Source organism: Ruminococcus sp. AF31-8BH (assembly GCF_003460605.1).
Classification (GTDB): Bacteria; Bacillota; Clostridia; order Lachnospirales; family Lachnospiraceae; genus Blautia_A; species Blautia_A acetigignens.
Map to the genome: position 1 here is coordinate 92,436 of NZ_QTVN01000015.1, position 19,373 is coordinate 111,808.

The 19,373-nt window shown below is 40.2% G+C and carries 21 protein-coding genes; 3 read left to right on the top strand and 18 right to left on the bottom strand.

Annotation, left to right across the window (positions count from 1 at the left end; genetic code table 11):
* Positions 1-166: 166 nt before the first annotated feature.
* The 16 genes from DWZ38_RS17060 to DWZ38_RS17135 all read right to left on the bottom strand — a co-directional run bounded on the left by DWZ38_RS17060 (position 167) and on the right by DWZ38_RS17135 (position 17,358).
* Positions 167-1,549 carry an ABC transporter ATP-binding protein gene (locus DWZ38_RS17060; RefSeq protein WP_117854295.1) on the bottom strand — a complete coding sequence of 461 codons (1,383 nt, stop codon included), beginning with the start codon at positions 1,547-1,549 and terminating at the stop codon, positions 167-169.
* A 4-nt stretch (positions 1,550-1,553) separates the two neighbouring features.
* Positions 1,554-2,231, bottom strand: coding sequence for an energy-coupling factor transporter transmembrane component T (locus tag DWZ38_RS17065; RefSeq protein WP_117854296.1), 678 nt, complete (start codon positions 2,229-2,231; stop codon positions 1,554-1,556).
* Entirely contained in the window at positions 2,231-2,827 is a 597-nt protein-coding gene (locus DWZ38_RS17070; RefSeq protein WP_117449263.1) for an MptD family putative ECF transporter S component, read from the bottom strand. The genes DWZ38_RS17065 and DWZ38_RS17070 overlap by 1 nt, the downstream gene beginning before the upstream one ends.
* 15 nt (positions 2,828-2,842) lie before the next feature.
* Positions 2,843-4,603, bottom strand: coding sequence for an ABC transporter ATP-binding protein (locus DWZ38_RS17075; protein ID WP_117854297.1), 1,761 nt, complete (start codon positions 4,601-4,603; stop codon positions 2,843-2,845).
* Positions 4,588-6,399 (bottom strand): ABC transporter ATP-binding protein, encoded by a 1,812-nt coding sequence (locus tag DWZ38_RS17080; RefSeq protein WP_117854298.1) that lies wholly within the window; start codon positions 6,397-6,399, stop codon positions 4,588-4,590. Before DWZ38_RS17080 ends, DWZ38_RS17075 begins: the two co-directional genes overlap by 16 nt.
* Positions 6,389-7,384, bottom strand: a complete 996-nt coding sequence (locus tag DWZ38_RS17085; protein WP_117854299.1) for a helix-turn-helix domain-containing protein — start codon at positions 7,382-7,384, stop codon at positions 6,389-6,391. The genes DWZ38_RS17080 and DWZ38_RS17085 overlap by 11 nt, the downstream gene beginning before the upstream one ends.
* 180 nt (positions 7,385-7,564) lie before the next feature.
* On the bottom strand, positions 7,565-8,284 hold the full coding sequence (locus tag DWZ38_RS17090; protein ID WP_243000326.1) for a class I SAM-dependent methyltransferase: 720 nt from the start codon (positions 8,282-8,284) through the stop codon (positions 7,565-7,567).
* A complete protein-coding gene (locus DWZ38_RS17095; RefSeq protein WP_117854301.1) occupies positions 8,259-8,960 on the bottom strand; it encodes a transglutaminase family protein in 702 nt (233 codons plus the stop codon). Before DWZ38_RS17095 ends, DWZ38_RS17090 begins: the two co-directional genes overlap by 26 nt.
* A complete protein-coding gene (locus DWZ38_RS17100) occupies positions 8,950-9,618 on the bottom strand; it encodes a class I SAM-dependent methyltransferase (protein ID WP_117854302.1) in 669 nt (222 codons plus the stop codon). The genes DWZ38_RS17095 and DWZ38_RS17100 overlap by 11 nt, the downstream gene beginning before the upstream one ends.
* 13 nt (positions 9,619-9,631) lie before the next feature.
* On the bottom strand, positions 9,632-10,543 hold the full coding sequence (locus DWZ38_RS17105; protein ID WP_117854316.1) for a 2-dehydropantoate 2-reductase N-terminal domain-containing protein: 912 nt from the start codon (positions 10,541-10,543) through the stop codon (positions 9,632-9,634).
* A gap of 19 nt (positions 10,544-10,562) precedes the next feature.
* Positions 10,563-11,345: a ZIP family metal transporter gene (locus DWZ38_RS17110; protein ID WP_202031117.1), complete on the bottom strand. Its 783-nt coding sequence runs from the start codon at positions 11,343-11,345 to the stop codon at positions 10,563-10,565.
* 322 nt (positions 11,346-11,667) lie between these two features.
* Positions 11,668-12,423 (bottom strand): AAA family ATPase, encoded by a 756-nt coding sequence (locus tag DWZ38_RS17115; RefSeq protein ID WP_243000327.1) that lies wholly within the window; start codon positions 12,421-12,423, stop codon positions 11,668-11,670.
* 59 nt (positions 12,424-12,482) lie between these two features.
* A complete protein-coding gene (locus DWZ38_RS17120) occupies positions 12,483-13,364 on the bottom strand; it encodes a hypothetical protein (protein ID WP_117854304.1) in 882 nt (293 codons plus the stop codon).
* Between the two features lie 40 nt (positions 13,365-13,404).
* Complete coding sequence (locus DWZ38_RS17125) at positions 13,405-14,502, bottom strand: site-specific integrase (RefSeq protein ID WP_117854305.1); 1,098 nt, start codon at positions 14,500-14,502, stop codon at positions 13,405-13,407.
* 348 nt (positions 14,503-14,850) lie between these two features.
* Positions 14,851-16,179 (bottom strand): site-specific integrase, encoded by a 1,329-nt coding sequence (locus tag DWZ38_RS17130; protein WP_117854306.1) that lies wholly within the window; start codon positions 16,177-16,179, stop codon positions 14,851-14,853.
* Between the two features lie 3 nt (positions 16,180-16,182).
* Entirely contained in the window at positions 16,183-17,358 is a 1,176-nt protein-coding gene (locus DWZ38_RS17135) for a site-specific integrase (RefSeq protein WP_117854307.1), read from the bottom strand.
* Between the two features lie 135 nt (positions 17,359-17,493).
* Here DWZ38_RS17135 and DWZ38_RS17140 point away from each other — a divergent pair, with 135 nt between their 5' ends.
* Positions 17,494-17,733, top strand: coding sequence for a helix-turn-helix transcriptional regulator (locus DWZ38_RS17140; RefSeq protein ID WP_117854308.1), 240 nt, complete (start codon positions 17,494-17,496; stop codon positions 17,731-17,733).
* 163 nt (positions 17,734-17,896) lie between these two features.
* Here DWZ38_RS17140 and DWZ38_RS17145 read toward each other — a convergent pair whose 3' ends face one another.
* On the bottom strand, positions 17,897-18,265 hold the full coding sequence (locus DWZ38_RS17145) for a hypothetical protein (protein ID WP_117854309.1): 369 nt from the start codon (positions 18,263-18,265) through the stop codon (positions 17,897-17,899).
* A gap of 136 nt (positions 18,266-18,401) precedes the next feature.
* Here DWZ38_RS17145 and DWZ38_RS17150 point away from each other — a divergent pair, with 136 nt between their 5' ends.
* On the top strand, positions 18,402-18,641 hold the full coding sequence (locus DWZ38_RS17150) for a helix-turn-helix transcriptional regulator (protein ID WP_117854310.1): 240 nt from the start codon (positions 18,402-18,404) through the stop codon (positions 18,639-18,641).
* A 94-nt stretch (positions 18,642-18,735) separates the two neighbouring features.
* On the opposite strand, the gene DWZ38_RS17155 is transcribed toward DWZ38_RS17150, so the two are convergent.
* Positions 18,736-18,933: a hypothetical protein gene (locus DWZ38_RS17155; protein WP_147343030.1), complete on the bottom strand. Its 198-nt coding sequence runs from the start codon at positions 18,931-18,933 to the stop codon at positions 18,736-18,738.
* 93 nt (positions 18,934-19,026) lie between these two features.
* Between DWZ38_RS17155 and DWZ38_RS17160 the strand changes: the two genes are divergently transcribed.
* On the top strand, positions 19,027-19,373 hold a 347-nt coding region (locus tag DWZ38_RS17160), incomplete at its 3' end, for a hypothetical protein (RefSeq protein ID WP_207661330.1).

Consider the following 19,373-nt stretch of genomic DNA (forward strand, 5'->3'; position numbering starts at 1 on the left):
CCTACACCAGTGACTTCCAGTCTTAACTTTTACCTATCTTACACCCCGATCATCCCCTCTCTCCGGCTTATCTTTTCCCTGCTTTTCTTGAATAATCCTCTTATTAATCTCAAGCCGTTCATGAATGGATAATTTCTTCCTTTAATCCGTTTTCCTTTCCTAAAAGTTAACTATTTATTCTAATATACCTCTTACAAGCTCGATTCAAAAACTCATAGTCATGTGTTACAACTATAATAATATATTTTTCTTCTGACAATTGTTTCATCAATTTTTCCACCTGACACATATGCCTAAAATCCAACCCACTGGTAGGTTCATCGAAAATAAGCAGCTTTTTTTCACCCATAACTGCCTGGCAAATAGCAAGCCTCTGTCTCTGTCCACCAGATAATATCATCGGATGATATTCTGCATACTCTTCCAAGTCAAATTTTTCAAGTAATTCCCTGATTTCTTGTTCAGAGGCTTCTTCATTTGCAAGCATACATTCATTTTTCACACTATCTGAAAACAACTGATGATTGACTTCCTGCATAACCATCCCGAACAGTTTGGTCCGGGCCTTTTCCGACAGCTTTTTCCCTTGATACAGAATCTCGCCGCCTTTGGGCTTAAGCAGACCGCACAAGCAATTGCAAAAAGTAGATTTTCCGGCACCGTTTTTCCCTGTGATACCGATGATGTCTCCCGCTCTTGCAGATAAACTAATATTCTGAAAAATCATCTGTTTCTTTCTCTTACATGAAAGGTTACAAATCTGAAGTACTGCGTCTTCTGAGTTTCCTGTAATCTCCGGGATCTGTATCTGTTCAGGAACGATACTTCTGAGCCCCATTTGTTTTCGTTTCAGATCAGACAAAGCCTTAAACTCATCTGATGTAAATTCTTGTTCTATACGTCCTTCTTTCATATAAATAATTCTGTCTGCGAATTTCTGGATCCATGCCAGACGATGCTCTGCCACAACTACAGTATGTCCCTTCTCCTTAATTACCTTCATTCTTTCACTCAGCTTTTCCATCGCTGCTATATCCAAATTCGCTGACGGCTCATCCAGCACATAAATCTGCGGATTCATGGCATATACTGATGCAAACGCAAGAAGCTGTTTCTCACCACCTGACATGGAAAATACATCCCGGTCTTCCAGCTTCTCTATATCTAATTCATTTATTGTATTCTTAATTCTTTTTCGTATATATTCCGGTTCCACGCCTCTGTTTTCCAGGCCAAATGCCATCTCAGCATTAGAATTCGTATAAAAAAACTGAGTTCTTGGATTCTGAAAAACAGACCCTACAAGCTCTGCAATCTCATACATAGGCATCTCTGCAACATTTTTCCCGCAAACCGTAATCGTTCCATCTACGCTGACATCCCTTACAAAATGCGGAATCAATCCATTAATCAGTTTTGTCATTGTGGTTTTTCCACATCCACTTTCCCCGCATATCAATACGAACTCCCCATCCTGTATCTCCAGATTTATATCTGACAGAATTCTTTTTCCTTGCATTGTTACATTTACATTTTCAAACTTTATCATTTTTTTATCCCGCAATCACCACTATAAGTATTCCAAATGTTACCAAAATCATTATCAACCCGTCTGAAATTCCCATGTGAAGTGTTATTTCACTAGTCTTTTTTCCTGGGTTCTCGATTCCTCTTGCCACTGCCGCCGCTGCTATTTCATCCGATGTATTGACTGCAGACACGATCAATGGAACTACCGTACACTCCAAGCGGGATGCCCATGAGATATTCTGAAGTTTCATAGCAGCATTTATATGTACGAACTCCTCTTTCAAAGCTGGAAAATATCGAAGTGTCGTAGACATTGCTATGATAAATCCTTGTGGTAGATGCAGTGTATACATGGCAGCGATCATTTTCTGCATGGACGATGTTCGAAGCAGCAACAAACCTGCCAAAACACACGGCAGCATACGCAATGAATAATTAACTAAAACTGGAAACACCATATTCATCCATGCGGGGCACTGCGGAAATACATACATTAGTAAAAGGTGAAAAGAAACAAGTAAAACGATACCTTTACCTGCCGCCTTATATAGTCCATGCACCAGCATAAGCAGGAGAAATATGCCTGAAAGCATACTCCCCTGCTCAGAATTTTTCTGACAGAACATACCAATATTTGCCATTAAAAGCAGCCACAGCCCAGCTCTTGGATCAAGATGATTGATGACTGTTCTCTTATTCATCAGACAATCCCTGCTTTCTTAAAATGCTTACGGAATAAACCTTTAGCAATCAACGCTCCAATCACGCCTCCTATGACTGGAGAGATACAAAGTATAATCAGCATTGGCGTAGAAATCAATCCCGATAAAGACCGGACATATTCTGCAGACATTCCATTTTGCTGAATCTGCGCCAAAAAACTGTCTTTATACACCCATATTGCCAGTGGAGAGCCAAGCATTCCATAACAGAAAAACACAAACGATATCATCATATGTGTAAAACTGTTATCATACTTTGTCACAGACCTGTACAGTTCCGACAATATACATGCAATAGCAAATGTAATCAGTAACAATACTGTAAACTGACCAGTCACGAAATAAAGCAATGCAGTAATTGTTCCCATAATAAATACTGCCCCTGGTTTTCTCACTTTAGCTGTCATAAGCAGGAATGGGATTCCGGTCACAATTCCTGTCACGCCCGGTAACAGCAGCCACAACACTGGCACAAATCCAGTAAACATAGCTGCCAGATTGAGCATAAAATAAATTGCAGAGAAGATTCCTATTGTAATAAGATCCTTTCCTGATAATTTTCTTGATTCTTCCATGTCTTTCGTTCCTCCTTAGCCGATTTTCCAGCCTTCCGACTGACTTCTAATATCTACAAAATCCTTATATTTTCCAGGAACAGCCACAAGTTCTCTATGGGTTCCTCTCTGAATAATCTGCCCATTATCTACCACCAGAATCTGGTCTGCCTGTTCAATCGTCGCCAGTCTGTGTGCAATGGTTACTATGGTTTTTCCTTTTGTAAGTTCCGATATAGCTGCCTGGATCAGATGTTCATTTTCCGGGTCTACACTGGCTGTTGCTTCATCCAGTATAATAATTGGTGCATCTTTTAGAATCGCTCTTGCGATGGAAATGCGCTGTTTTTCTCCACCGGACAGGCTCCCTCCGCCTTCTCCGATGACAGTATCGTATCCTTCCGGTAATGCCATAATAAATTCATGGCAACATGCTTTCTTTGCCGCTTCTACCATTTCCGCTTCTGTTGCATCCGGTTTTGCAAAGCAAATATTATTCCTCACTGTATCATGAAACAGATATACATTCTGAAATACCATGGAAATGTTGGATAACAGACTGTCACAGGTAAATTCTTTCACATTATGTCCTCCCACACGAACACTTCCACTGTCTGCATCATAAAACCGGGCAATCAGATTGCAGATCGTAGATTTTCCGCTTCCGGAAGGACCCACGATTGCTGTAACTGAATACTCCGGAATTTTCAGATTCACATTATGGAGCACCTGTCTTCTTTCCTTCCCTTCCCCGTAAGAAAAATTTACATTCTGAAATTCGATATCATAGTGTGCAATCTCTATCTGCTGTCCATCTGCATCAATGAATGACTCTTTTGTCAATTCATCCAAATGCTCCAGGGCGTCATCAATGACAGCCAGTACATGAGCACAGTCTGCAATCGGCTCCAAAGAACCAAACACATGAAATGACAGCAGAATCACAAACATCATATAAGTAAAATCCAACTGTCCGGAAAATCCCAGATAAAACGCAGCAATTACGATACACACACTTGCTGTTTTTAACGCCAGCAGATGCAGTGCATTATAAGGAATATATCCCCATTCTATTTTCAGATTAATGTCACGGCTGTCCCTGCATGCTTTTTTCATTGACTCCATAGAAGCTCCTGCTTTTCCAAAGGATTTCACTACAGAAAGTCCTCTCGCGTATTCCAGGGTTGCTCCGGTCAGATCCTTGTTTGCCGCAGCAAGGATTGGTGCATTTCTTGTACTGTATTTTGAAATGATGAACAGGAATATCAGGGAAACAGCGGCACCCGTTACTGCAATCAGCCCTACTCTCCAGTTCACACAGGTGAGCCACAAAAGGATGCAGATAAAATTCAGATAACCTCCTACAAAGTTATCAATCATACGGATTCCCATTCCTTCCAGTGTATGAAGGCCTGTCGTGATGGAATTAAGAATCGTACCTGTATTCATGTTCTGAAAATATCCTAAAGATACACGCTTCAGCGCATCTCCCACTGCCAGTCTGTCTCTGGCAATCAATTCATAGCTGATCGACTCCTGAAATCTTGCTCTTAAATAATCAAACAGAAAACGCAAAAAGATGAAAAGCAGCTGAATTACGATACTTTTCCCAATCCAATCCGCTGAAATAGTTTTTCCCTGCCCCTCGCATTCTACAAGCTTTCCGATCGTATATGCCGCCCATATGACCGGCATTGCCGCAAACCAGCCTGAAAAAAAGGAAAAAACAAAACCGATATACAGATTCTTTTTAAAACTGCCACACCAGTCAATGATTCTTTTTACAGTGCCAAACATGAGTCTTCACCTTCTTTCTGACTTCCCACTGCCCAGTGTCTTGCTCCCACATGAGCCTGCCACATTCGCTGATAAAGCTGACAATTCTGAAGCAGCTCTTCCTGGGTTCCCGCCCCTTCTATACAGCCATTTTTCAAAACAACGATTTTGTCTGCATCTGTGATTGTGGAAAGTCTGTGTGCAATGACCAGCAATGTCTTGCCTTTTGTCAGTTTTTCTATACTCTTCTGGATCTTGTTCTCATTTTCCGGATCCGTAAATGCAGTTGCTTCGTCAAGAATGATGATTGGTGCATTTTTTAATATCATTCGGGCAATGGCAATCCTCTGCTTTTCTCCACCGGATAACCGTTTTCCTGCTTCCCCTGCCGGGGTATCATAGCCCTGCGGCAGCTTCTCTATAAACTCCTGGCAGCATGCCTTTTTTGCCGCTTCCCGCACCTCTTCATCCGATGCAGTCGGATTGCCGAGACGTATATTTTCCAGAATGGAACACCGGAACAGGAAATTATCCTGTGTCACAAAACTAACCATTTCTGAAAGCTGTGACAATGGAATTTCCTTAATATTCACACCACCTATGGTAATACTTCCTGATGTCACATCCCAGAATCTTGAGATCAACCTTGCTACCGTGGATTTACCTCCCCCGCTCGGTCCGACCAATGCGGTAAAACTTCCTGCTGGCATTGTCAGGTCAATTCCATGCATCACCTCGTCCTTTTCCTCACCGGTATAAGAGAAATGCACATTTTCCAGTTTCACATCATAGCTGTTGATATTTGCATATACAGAAGGCTCCGGCAATTCTTTCATCGTAAGAAAATCCTGTATTCTTTCGATGTTATATTGCATTTCACGAAGATTTTCAGAGAATACCTCTATTTTTGCAAAAGATGTCACCATGGACATGGACAGCATGACTGCCAGCACAAGCTGTGATATGGTCAACTGACCATGCATCGTCAGATACAGTCCCACAGGCAAAGTTCCAAGCAGTGTCGATGGAAACAGGGCGAATGTCATTTTCATGGTAATCCAGGTGGAAGACAGCCATTTCACAACGAATTTCTTATAATCCAGAATTGCTTTTGCATATTTCTCATAAGAGGTTCCTGCCCTGCCAAATGCCTTAATAACCTCTATGCCCTCTATGTATTCCACAATAGTACTGTTCATATGTGCATTGGATTCGTCGTACTGAGTGAAACTTTTTCCGCTGATAATCATGGTAAGTGTCATAAATACCAAAGACAATGGAACGGTTACAAGAGAAGCCAGTGCAATTCTCCAGTCCAGCGTAAGCAAAGCGATAAAGCTGATTACCGGAAGCAGGATATGTCCGCTTCCTTCCGGAATCATATGAGCAATGGGTGGTTCCATATTTTCGATTTTTTCTACCATAATGCTCTTGATTTCACCAATACTGTGCCCTTCCACATCTCCTAATGGTGCTTTCAGAAACCGGTCTGTCAGGCGGAGCCTTAAACCCTCCAATATGTGATAAGCTGCTATATGGGAAATCCATGTGGATGCGGAAAAGCTTACGATTTTTATAGTGTAAAAGAGTAAGGCATATAGACACCACTTTAAAATTTCCTGCATAGGAGCCTGGTTCAGATTTCTTATATACAAATCAATGCCACGGTAAATGCAATAATATGGCATGAGTCCACTGATAATACTGATAACAGATAAAACAACGGATATTCCAAGCCTTTGCCCGCTTCCTTCGGTATAGCCAAGCAATACTTTCAGCCAGCTGTCTTTTTTTTCTGATGTTTTCCTATTTCCCATCTAATATTTCCCCTTTCCGAAATCTGTACTCTACAGGTGATAACCCCATCACACTTCGAAATGCAGATGAAAATTTTCCCGGATTTTCATATCCTAAACAGGAGGCGATCTCCTGTATTTCTTTCGCCTTATCCTGTAACAACATATTTGCAGCCAGATTCATGCGGTATCTCTTCTGATAAGAATAAATAGAATCTCCATAAACATCTTTGAAGCATTTTTTCATAGTTGTCAGTGGAATCTCATACATAGAGGAAAGTTCTTCGATGGTAAACCGTGTCTGAGGATTCCCTGTGATCTGCGCATGAATCCCTTTGATTTTTTCCATCTGAGTTTTGTAATAATATGGTCTGACTTCTTTCCTGTCTTCTACGGTCATCGTGTTTAAGTACAACAATAATTCCACGACTTTTATCTGATAATATTCTTTTGCTTTTGCAAGTTCCGGATGTGCCATGTTTTTCTGGTAAAATCCGGAAAGAATTGACCCCAGTTCCTTATCTCCACGAATTACATAAGGTTTCTCTTCTGAACAATAACGGCTTCGAAGCTCCTCAATAGATACGGAAAATCCATGAAACATTTCATCAAGTGCCTTCTGAACTTCCGCAACTTCCATGAAAATACTGACTCCATGATAATGCTTCAACGGATAATAAGTCGTCCCCTTATGATTTTCTCTGTTATCCAAACGGAGTTCATTTTCCTGCATAATACTGAACACACCTGGCTTTACCTCCATCTCAATTCTTCCCTCCCGGCAGTGGTCAATACAGAATATTTTTCTGTCATTCTTCAATTCAAATTCAGATGCGCACTGTTCCATGTGCATGTCTGAAAAACAAATCATCACACCTGGCATTACTCGGTAAACCGTCATAACGCCCTCTCCTGTCGCATCATTTAATATAAGAACAGAGCAATTCTCATTCTGAATCACAGGCTTCACATTACTTCCAAGTCTTGCAATTTCATTTATATTCAAATTTCTTCTCCTTTCACATAGTGGTATTTCTTTGTGTTAGTTTTATCTAACCTTTTCTATTATCTTAACATGAGAATCGAGCATTATCCAGACCTGAACGGACAGCAATAATCCATTTAGACAAAAATAAAGTTCCAGACTTATTATCTGAAACTTTATTATAAATCCAGCATCATTGCATTACTTCACACAACGGAAATATACCATAGAACCGTCAACATAGATATCCGTTTCTTTATATAGTTTTTGAAGGATATCTCTCAGCTCTTTCTCCGTCTGAAATGGTGGAGAAAACCACCCTTTCTTTGCAAGAATATTTTTTACCAGCCAGTCTGTCCGTTTCGATTTTCCCCTGATATAAAAGCAGGCAATAAAATTGCCGCCTGGTTTCAAAACACGCCATATTTCATGAAATGCTTTTTGCTTGTCAGGAAATGCATGAAAACCATTCATACTGACAACAGTATCAACAGATTCATTCTCCATTTGCAGATTTCCCACATCACCCTGAATACATTTGATATGTGCATGACTACCAAGTCTTTTTCTGGCTTGTTCAAGCATATCCATGCTGTAATCAATACAAGTAATATGTGCATTTTTCAGAGAACTCCATTTGTTTTCCGTAAATACAGCAGTTCCAACCGGAACATCAAGAAGATTTCCTGAAAAGTCATCAGGAACATATGATAAAACTTTTCGTGCTATATCATTATCATCAGTGCCACTCCAAAATAACTTAATATACAGTTTGCTGAAAATATTTCTTTGCGTAAGAACATCGTCATATATATTTTTTGATGTTTCATAAGCATTTTGTATTTTGTCTGCCATATTACCCTCCAAATTTAATTTTAATTCTAAAAGCTTAAAACTATCGTTCTCTAATCTTCCTGACATTATGATTCATGAGGTGTCTTCCAATATGTCTATAAGCAAATGCTTTAAAGGCTGAAATTTCTTGATGATGTTCCTTCAAAAGTTCATCTGGACAATCATAAACACCAAAATCCTGATTGATTCCCTCGCTTTGAATATAAGTATTGTTCCTATCAAACTCAATACTGAGATTTCTGAAATCCTTGACTGCTACTCCATAACCGCAAAATGCACCTGTACATTCCGAATTTTGTTCCTGTAACTTCTTTATGTAGGTTTTATCCAAAATGAAAGCTTCCAGTTCGTACCACTGATTTTCGAAATTAATTTCTACCCAGCTATGGAAAATACTTTTTGGAGCATTACGGTAAACAAGCCCGGTCATAGCCCCTTTCTGCAATCTTTTATCAATCGTAAAACCATGTACTCTGCATGGAATATTGCAGGCACGTAAAAGTGCCATAAATAAAGTTCCTTTTGTATTACATTGTCCATAACCATCTGCAAGTACTTTTGAAGCTGAAATTCCGTCATCAATATTATATCCAAATAAAACATCATCTCTTACATAGTTGTAGATTGCCTTAATCCTTTCAAATTCACCCATTTCCTTCCATTTCATATTTTGAATAAGTTTTTGAATTGCCGGATTAGAAAAATCAACCATTCGTGTTTCCCTAAGATACTTATCTTTCATTTCCTATCGCCTTTCCCATAGGTTTTCTCACAACACAATGCATTCGCATACCTTTACGAATTTCAAATTTTTCTACTTTTAATCCTGCTTTTTTGCAACATTTTATGACCACATCTCTTGTTGGCACTTGGACATCTCCATGTCCGCATATATTTGCCAACGGCATTTCCAATGTATTCATTAGCCATACCAATACTTTATTGTCACTGGTCACATCTCTCAGTATCAATCTTCCATTTGGGCGAAGACATCTCTTCACACTGTCAAAAAATGCCTGTGGATTCGGATAATGATGGAAACTCATAGAACAAATAATTGCATCAAATGAATCATTTTCAAAAGGAAAGTTCTCACAGTCTCCTACAACAAATGTTGCATTTGAAATATTTTTCTTTTTTGCCTGTTCAATCATGGCCGGAGTCAAATCCAGTCCTGTATAATGTCGGTCTGGATATTTTTCTGCTAATAAAGAAATCATCGGAGCAGGCCCACAGCCTGCATCTAATAAATCTCTAAAAGGCTCCTTCTCTAATTCTTCCAGAATATCCGGATAATCTTTCTTGCACATTTCGTAAATACCAGCATGGCTACTTTCATATCTTCCTGCTGCTTTTGTAAATTCTTTAATTGACAATTTTTTATATTCTTCATTTTTCATGCTTTTTCTCCAATCACAGTACCTTTTTCGTCTTGCATCCGCATTTCTTCATTCTTTTAATATAAGCATAAAACTGCTTATGTAATTCCCTCATTTCATCTGGTGCCTTCATAGCATGTTGATACATAAATTTATCTCCAAAACTACTTCCAAATGTAACTGCCAGCATAATCGTCAGAAATGACAATGGCAAAAAGCAAAAAATATTCATTTTCCATGGTGACAGTTTACCCTTTTGTTTTCGCAAAAAATTAAAATTTCTTTTCAGCCTTTCTGCTGTTTTCCTCATGATTTTCCATTCTTTTTCTACTTTCTCCGGATCGTCTGATTCATAATACGCATCCGCAATCGGTACCACCATAGCAAGATGACAAAGCTGCCATAGATGCATATCCGTTACTTTCTTGTATGGTATATGAGCATGCCTTAATATCTCTGAAAACTGCTTAGTTCTTTCGGATTTATTTCCTGATATTTCTGCAAATGTTGTCGGCTGAATCAACCTTGGAGTAAGTACTGCATCAAGGATTCCATCATCATTTATACTTCCGCCTGCTCCTGGAAAAGCTGGTAATATTCTTCCTTTTCCAACAATGTCTTCCCATTTATTGTAACTGTCCAGTGAATTTATCATTGTAACAATCGTATTACTTTTATTATTTTTCAATTCAGTAAGTGCTTTATACAGTTGGTTTTCCCGGACAGTAAGCAAAACAAAATCATAAATATCATCGTTTGGTAGTTCTCCAAGAATCCTAATTTCTGCCTTTATTACTTCCTGATTTTTCTTATATTGCAATCCATTATTTCTTAAAGCCTCAAGTCTTTTACCTCTGGCATAAATATTTGTATCATAACCGGCTTCTGCAAATAAAGCCGCATACAAGGATCCAATCACACCAGCACCATAAATCAATATTCTCATAAGAATCATTCCTCTCCTCTTATCCCAGTGCCACATCCAAGATCATCATCAAACTAAATCCAAGTGCAAAGAAAAGCGTACCGATATTCGAGTGCTGTCCCTGAGACATTTCCGGAATTAGTTCTTCAACCACGACATATAGCATAGCTCCTGCTGCAAAGCTGAGTAAATATGGTAATGCCGGGATTACCTGCTGTGCGACAAGAATCGTCATTACTGCTCCAACCGGTTCAACGACTCCTGAAAGTACACCTCCCAGAAATGCCTTTCTTTTACTTTCACCATCTGCCCTAAGCGGCATGGATATAATTGCTCCTTCCGGGAAATTCTGGATAGCAATTCCAAGTGATAAAGCAAGTGCACTTGTTGCTGTAATCTGTGCATTTTCAGCAAGAAATCCTGCATACATAACACCAACTGCCATACCTTCAGGGATATTATGTAACGTAACTGCCAACACCATCATCGTAGTACGGCCAAGTTTGCTTTTCGGTCCCTCTGCCTGATCACTTCCAACATGAAGATGTGGAATCAAATGATCAAGTGCAAGTAAAAACAATATACCAATCCAGAACCCAACAACTGCCGGAACAAACGATAAAGTTCCCATATTCTCAGATTGTTTAATTGCCGGAATCAGAAGACTCCAGATTGAAGCAGCAACCATTATACCTGCTGCAAACCCTGCAAGTGCACGTTGTAGTAACTTGCTAAGTGTTTTTCTCATAAAAAACACGCATGCTGCACCTAGCGTTGTTCCAACAAATGGAATCAGTATACCTTCAAAAACATTCATTAGCATTATGTATTCCTCGGTATAGTCAAAAGTACTTTCACATCGTTCTGTTGTTAGTTTTAGCTAACTACTATGTATAAAAGAAACCGTGCGAAAAGCAAACTGTAATTTCACACGGTTTTCCTTATGTTTAAGTATATCACTTACGAAATCATATAACAATATAATTCTTTTAACAATTTACAAAAAGCCGAAGGTCACAATAATCTTCATGACCTCCGACTCGTTATACTTATTCTACACTGTCCTTACACCCAAATCAGCTCCTCTCTCCGGCTTATCTTTTCCCTGCTTTTCCTGGATAATTCTCTTATTGATTTCTAAGCGTTCATGGATTGACGGTTTCTTTTCTTGGCATTGCCTTTTTCTGTGCTACTGGCTTTCTTTCAGCTTTCCCTGCGTCCTTAACTGCTATATTTGCTTCAACGCCAGCTCTTGGCACAGCTTCTCTGCTCTCATTTTTCTCTGCTACCTGCTGTTCTCGTCTCTCCTGCACACCTTTTTCTTCCAGACTGCAAAAGCTCTGCAGATACGGCAGTACATGATTCTGCATATCCGTCAGATCTTCCATATACTTCTGATATTCTTCATTGCCTTTTCCCTGCTGATAGCTGATCCAGCTTTCATCCGTCAACTTCATTTCATTCTGCATCTTTAATTGACTGATGATGCCGCCATTTCCGCTACCAATACAATCAATGATGACCGCATCATATTGATCTTTGATACCATATAATATCTGTTTCAATACATATTCCCTGCTCATTGCATTTACCAACTGTACTTCTGTACCTGCCAGTCCAATGTTAGAACAGATAATGTCTATTCCCTCTGCCTGATGTCTGATATGACAGTCGGAAGGAATATCTTCATCTTTCATTACTGCATCCATAAGAGCTGTAAGTGTTTCATTACTGTCATCACAATCACGATATCCAAATCCTGCGGATACATCAGACTGTGGATCTGCATCTACAATTAACACTTTCATATTCTTTTGTGCCAATCCTACTGCTAAATTAGCTGTACATGCGGACTTTCCCGTTCCCTCTTTTTGGTTTACAATAGAAATAATTTTAGCCATTTTTTCATCACCTTTCAATCAATAAAAATGACCGAATCAGCTAAACAGATTTTCATCCATTACGAGCTAATTCGGTCCTGTTTTACTCTATTAAATTGTAATATCACCACTTTCGTGATGCAGTAAAAGCATTTCCGATAAAAGCGGAAATTTTCTTTCATCTGAATAAGGTTTTTATAAAAGATAGGCCTTTCCTTCATAAATTTGTTGATTCGTTGCAAGTTTTTTTCAGGACCAAATCGACTCAACCCCTTGTATTTACTGGGTTTCCGTTGATTTAGTCTTATTTTATCATCATCATCCCCTGGCTGTAATCCACAAAATAGAGCCAGAAAAAATTCCAGACGGTGTGGGCAGGGCGCCTGATACACCGCTTCTAAAAAAAGCCTGGTCTGTTCCCTGGTATAGAGAGATATCATGGGCTCTGGCCTTTTTTTGCGGACTGGAGGCAAAACCAGCTCCTGCTTCAAATGTCCCTGCTTCCAGGCGGACTCTGTAACCGAACACAATAATTCATAAACAGCGTGTTCGGTACCTTTACAATATTTCTGACAGGACCGGATCAGATCTTCCATATATCCGGTATCAACAGTTTGAATAAGTGGGTCCGTTTCCATATTTGGCAGGATGACATTTTCAATGATCCAGCGATATCTTACTGCGGTGTTTTCACAGGTGCATGCTGGAAGGTATATTTTGTGAAACCAGTAATCGAGATATTCGCTAAGCAAAAAAGGACAATGACTGGAATCTTTCAGGGCCGCCAGCTCTTTTTGAAAAAGACGGGTTGTTTCTTTGTAATCCTTCTTTGCTCCGGAACGGGTAAAAAATCCAGTATGTATACATAAAACAGCCACCTGGTTCTCATGGTTTATGCGTTTCGTCTGACTGCACCATAAATGGTCGTGTGACAGAAAGACATTTTTTTTATCTTGATTCATAATAAGATCCTCCTTGAAAATCTGGGTAAAAGGAATGCATTTACAGGGCTGCCAGGATCCGGTCTATTTCAACACCGCCGGTAAGTTTTTGGATGGATTCCGGACTGCAATTGTTTTCCAGCATGGTCCAGACGAACATGTCGCGGAGATCGTACATGGAAATAAGGGGAAGACCACAGTCTTTTGTAATATGCTTCAGTCTCGTATTCAGGGTCACCAGTGTTTTTATGGAGCCGCGGCTGCTGACACAGAATGCCTGCGGGTCTTTCTTATCCGGATGCTCCAGGAAATAATGGTTGTTTTCCATCTGGCGGAGTGAAAGCTCGTCCTTTACGAAAAGCGGTACCTTCAGGGAACGGAAACGTTCTTCTTCCAGATCCTTGTAACTGTATCTGGAAGAAGCGTTTTCAGTGGGAAGAACGCCGTCTTTTGTATACTGCTTATGGATATCCAGTTCCCCGGTATCCGGGTGGAAATTTTCATAGGTCAGCCCCAGGATCTCGCCCGGACGTAAGCCGCAGAACAATGCAAGATCATACTCAAGACGGTGGGAATAAGGATCATTCTTCACTGCCTGCAGGAAAACTTTCGTCTGCTCTTTTGTATAGATACATACGTTTGAACGGGGTTCCTTGCGGGGAATAAGTGCAGAAGCAAGGTTATATGGGAGGAACCCGTTCATCCATATGGAGGTGGCGATCCTGTACAGCAGTTTATAAACCGCATATTCTGCACTTGCACAATATTCTTTGCAGGCATCTATCACGGCATCAAGATAGTCTGCATCGATGTGGCCAAGCGGTGGGTCTGTTTCAATCCTGGGCAGGATAAGGTGGTAGATGATCCAGTGATACTTCACTTTTGTAGTGCTGCTGATATCTGACGGAAGTTTCTCAAACCAGTCTTCCAGGTATTCCGTGAAAGTACAAAAGCAGCTGCTGCACATCTTCCTGTTTTTCCAGTCTTTCTGAAAAACAGTTTCTGTTTCTTCTAATGTTTTTTCGGCTTCTGTCTGGGTGGTAAATCCGGTGTGGGTATGATACTCGACCGTCCCTGATACAGCATTCAGCGTTCTGGTACGGCAACACCAGAGCTCTTTAGGTGAATAAAAAATGGATAGTTCTTTGAGTTTGTTCATAACGTTATCCTCCTGAAAATTTTGGGGTGGGAAATGAAAGGGCTCTTTCCCATCCCGCTTTTGTTGTTCGAAAGCTTCGATAGCTTTTTAAGAATATATTGTCAGAAGAACGGAAATTTTCTGCTGTTTTTTGAAAAATTTTAAAAAAAATCAATGTTTTGTTTTTATCTGCTATGGGTACCGGTTTTTAGCAGCTTTGTTTTTTATAAATATGTATGATTGGGGTCGGAATAACGTTTTTTATAAGAACATTTTTTTAGAAAAATTGATACAAAAATTCCCCGGCTTATCTGTGAGTTGTAATGAGCCGGGGATACAGAAATGAAGAAGAAATGTTAAAGAAGAAATTTAATCATAGAAATAATTCCGATAAGCAAGAGCATCAGGAAGCTGGTAGGGCCTCTGTTCCACACTGCCCTGTTTTTTCGGTAAAAGATGATGGGTCAACACATAATCTTCGATTATTTTTGAGATATCATAGGTTTCCTGTTCCTGGAAGGCTACATAAACCCTGCTTGTGAATTCTGGACTGGAATGCCCCAGGCATTTGGAGATCGTTTTCGTGTTGACCTGGTACTGGGCGAGGATCGTGGCGTAGGTATTCCGGAATTTTCTCCAGGGCAGCCGGGAGATTCCGCTCTGTTCCATCAGGCGGTTATATGGTTTGATATAAAAACTGCGGTTATGGCACTGCCCGTTTTCATGGCAGCAGATGTAGCCCAGATCCAGGAACCCTGGATCAGAAGCTTTGCGTTTTTCGTAGCGCTGCCGTTCCAGGAGGATCTCATCCAGGACAAAATCAGCCAGTACTACTGCTCTTTTGCTGTTTTTGGTTTTCAGTGGGAGTTCACTGCACAGTACCGGCCTGTTTTCCTGCTGTTTTTCCATGTACAGGTCCTTTCCAAGCTGTCGTTCCACAAAAAGTTTCTTGCCAAGGAAATCAATATCGCTGTACCGGAGTCCGGTGATCTCGGAGAACCGCAGGCCGGCAGTGACGGCAAGGAGCATGGGCAGATAGATCATGGGTTCCTGCTGCTTACACAGATATAAAAGATGGGCAGCCTGTTCCACGGTATAAACCTGCTGCCGGGTATCCGCTTTTTTCTTTAGGCATGGCTGTTTTACTTCGGAAGAGATTCCGGTATAGATATCCCTGGAAAGACAGTTGTGTTTCAGGGCGTAACAAAGGGAACCTGTGACCACACCGATTGCAGTTCTCTGTACTTTCTGATACGGGATAGCAGATAATGCATTTACCAGGTCTTTTCTCTGCAGCGTATCCAGCATTTTATGACCAATCGCAGGGAGCAGGTAGTTTTCTATGATATTCCGGTAAGCGTTGTAGGTATTATAAGTGATCCTTTTTTGCCCGATCATATGATGGTAAAACCAGAAATCATAAAACTCTTTCACGGTATAAGAAAAGGGGATGAAACTGCCTTTTGCGATTTCCATGAGAGTCTCATCCCTTTTCTGGCGGGCCAGCTGCTTGTTGGAAGAGGCGGCCCGCTGTACCATCTTCACATCGCCGGATTCAAAAACAAGTAAAAGACGAAAACAGTATTTTCGTCTGGCTTTTACATATATAACGTCACCAAGGGATTTCCCAGAGATGAGCCTGCCATAAAGGAAGGTTTCCTTTACCTGCATCTGGGGATAGATCTCATTCTTTTTCACAGGCTATTTCCCCCTCTTTTTTTCAGCACCAAGGACCGGATCCAGGGAACCTGCAACGACAGCACCAACTTCAGGATCCGTACATGGAATCCTGTTACAGAATGCCAGTGTTGTAGTCTGTTTTGTGTGGCCAAGGATACCAGAGACTGTTTCAAGGGAAAAATCCTGTTCGAGAAGAAAACGGGCGAACATATATCTCAGATCACGCATGTTCAGTTTTGAAAGGCCGGTTTCTGTGGTGATCGTTTTTAAAGCGGCTCCTAATGTAACAGCAGATTTTATCTTTGCAGTGGGACCGAGGCAAAGATAAGATTTATATTCTGTAGCAGAAGGATATCTTGCCAGAAGTTTCCGGTTTTCTTTTCGCCGGGTAGAAAGTTCTGGAAATAGAAAAGAAGGGATTTTTAATGTTCGGTTCTGTTTGGTCCCTTCCAGTTTTTTTAACTGGCAGTTCTTCCCGGAATCGTTCGAGGTACAGATCCTCTGGATTGTGATGGTCTGCTCATGACGGTTGAAATCCGAATACTTCAGTCCAAGGATTTCCCCAGGTGTCAGGCCGCAAAAAAGAGCCAGTTGAATCTCCAGGTAATGGTTGGAATTGGAAGCGGCAGTCAGGAATGTGCGAAGCTGTTCCGGGGAATAGAAAACCGGATTTCCGGGAGGCTCCGGATAGTGTCGGATCTGCTGGAAGTCCATATCCGGAAGATAATTGTTTACGCGGGCGTTTTTCAAAGCGTTGTGCAGCAGCTTATATGCATAATAGCCTCCGTTGCAGCAGTAAGCCTGGCAGGATTCCAGAACCCTATTGAGATAATCAGGAGTGACACATCCCAAAAGAATATCTTTATGCAGATGGGGCTGGATGATCAGTTTTATGATCCATTGCTTTTGAACCAGTGTACGGCTGCCATTAGAACCCTGAGCACATACATCATTCAGCCAGTAATCCAGATATTCCGAAAAGGTAAAAGGCATATCCCGGTCCTTTTTCAGTTTGGACAACTGATCCTGGTAAGAAACCAGGGAACGCTGGAAGCTCTCTTCTGCTTCTTCCCGGGATGAAAACCCGGTACGACGGCCGTATTCAATGGTGCAGATAAGAGGATTTACCAATTTGGTCAGATGAGCCCAGGTACCGTTGTCTTCCTGAAAGACGGGGGTTTTTGCTTGTTCTTTCATTGATTTGTTTTCTCCTTTGTGTGTTTGATATGCTTACAGATATTTCTCTATTACGAAACATTATATGAAGTTTCTCGGCTATTATCAATACAAAAGTTTCTTAATAACGAATTATTGATGAAAGTAGGGAATATCATGCAGAAACTCAGACCGGATATGAACATTGGCGGGAACATACAGAAAATACGGTATAGCCGAAAGCTTACACAGGATCAAGTGATTGCCAAAATGAATCTCATGGGGATCCAGATCTCCAAAAGTACCTATGCGAAGCTGGAAACAAATCGGATGAATATTAAAGTAAGCGAACTGATGGCCATGAAGGAAATCTTTGAATGTGAGTTTAATGATTTCTTTGAAGAGCTGAATGAGTAATAATATAGATAAAATATTATTCGGGGAACTCTCTTATTATCTAGGTATATGGCAAAACATAATTATATAAGAGGGTTCTCTGTCTTTTTATATAAGATAATGTCGTATGTGACAAAATGTTTACAAGAAGGTCAGAATTTTTAAATTCCTGATTTCTCTTAGCTTATGCGCCTATATCATATTGAAATTTCGCATATATAGAATGCCGCATTTTTTCATATAATTGCTTAAAATTTTCTTCTGCATAGTCAGAAGAGATAGTATTTGAAGTGATTAAGGCACTTTCGAGCCGACTGCTGTAATTAAGGGCAAACTCAGGGTATTTCAGAAATGTATCCAGGGCAGCAGATTCCAGTTCCTCTCCTGCTTTCAAACGTTCCAACTGAATACTATCAAAAAGTTCTTGTGTCATAGGTACGATCCCGTATATTGCAGCCCATTGAGTCTGAGTGAAATGTTTCAATTCTGCCGGCAATGTCAGTAATTTTTGTTTTTGCTCCAAGGTCAATTCGTTGAATAAACTTTTTTCCATAATCAAAATTTCCTCCCATTGGAATAAGTATGTGCAAGTAATTACAGTAGAGATTCTACAACTTATAATTCAATTATATATTAGTTATCCTATACTTACAATCTCTGAATAATATTGTAGTTGAGGGTAATGGTATATGGAAGATCGTAATTATGGAACTATCCGGATTAAATTGGATGAAATGATAGAAAAGCAAAACATCAGTAAGAACAAATTGGCTCACCGCGCCGAAATGCAAAGGACCCAACTCAACCAGTTTTGTAAAGGAACGGTAACACGGCTGGATACCGCTGTTTTAGCCAGGTTGTGCTGTGCATTGAATTGTAAGATCGAGGATCTGTTGGAGTACGTTCCACCAGAAAATAAGGAAAAATAAATATATCTCATAAGCTAAAAAGTGCAGAGAAGTATATTATACAGTTATACGTCTCTGTACTTTTTTGCTTATGATGGTCATATCCTTAATGAAATCATTGTAGGTAACCATCCGCTATGTTTTCACTCATGTGTGAGATATACCCCAACAACCTATATTCCCTTTCATTTTTCCAGTCACAGATCATGCCATCAGCAAAATTAAAATCTATACCTCTTCCTTTTGCAATATTCATACTTCTTGTAAATGTATTGTATAATCCTACTGTAGCCCATGAAAAAGCTGTATCCATGAAAAACACAGCTATCTCATAAGTGATATTGAATCCACAGCCAATCGTGCTACAATAAAATTATACATTTCAATATAAGAAGGAGGTCATTCTATGGCACTGCAAGAAGATTTCAATCAAATAATAGATTACGCACATTTTTGGAACTGGGCTCCTGATTGGGGAGAAGTGCAAAGAATATACGAGAAATTCCCTGATTCCTTCTCCGTACTTACGCCCTTTGCGTATTCCTATTTGGAAGAACTGATTAGAACTACAACCTCCGACTATGGACTTCCTTTATTCGATCGTAATGGGCAACCAGTTAAGGTCAATGTTGGCATGAAGTTGATTTCTTTGGCAATAGCAGAAAATCAAAATAATCAGGAATATGTCAAGGTTCTGGAAGTGCAAATTACGTTCAAACGGAATGCCAGTTCCGCTACTGCGGAACGGCTATT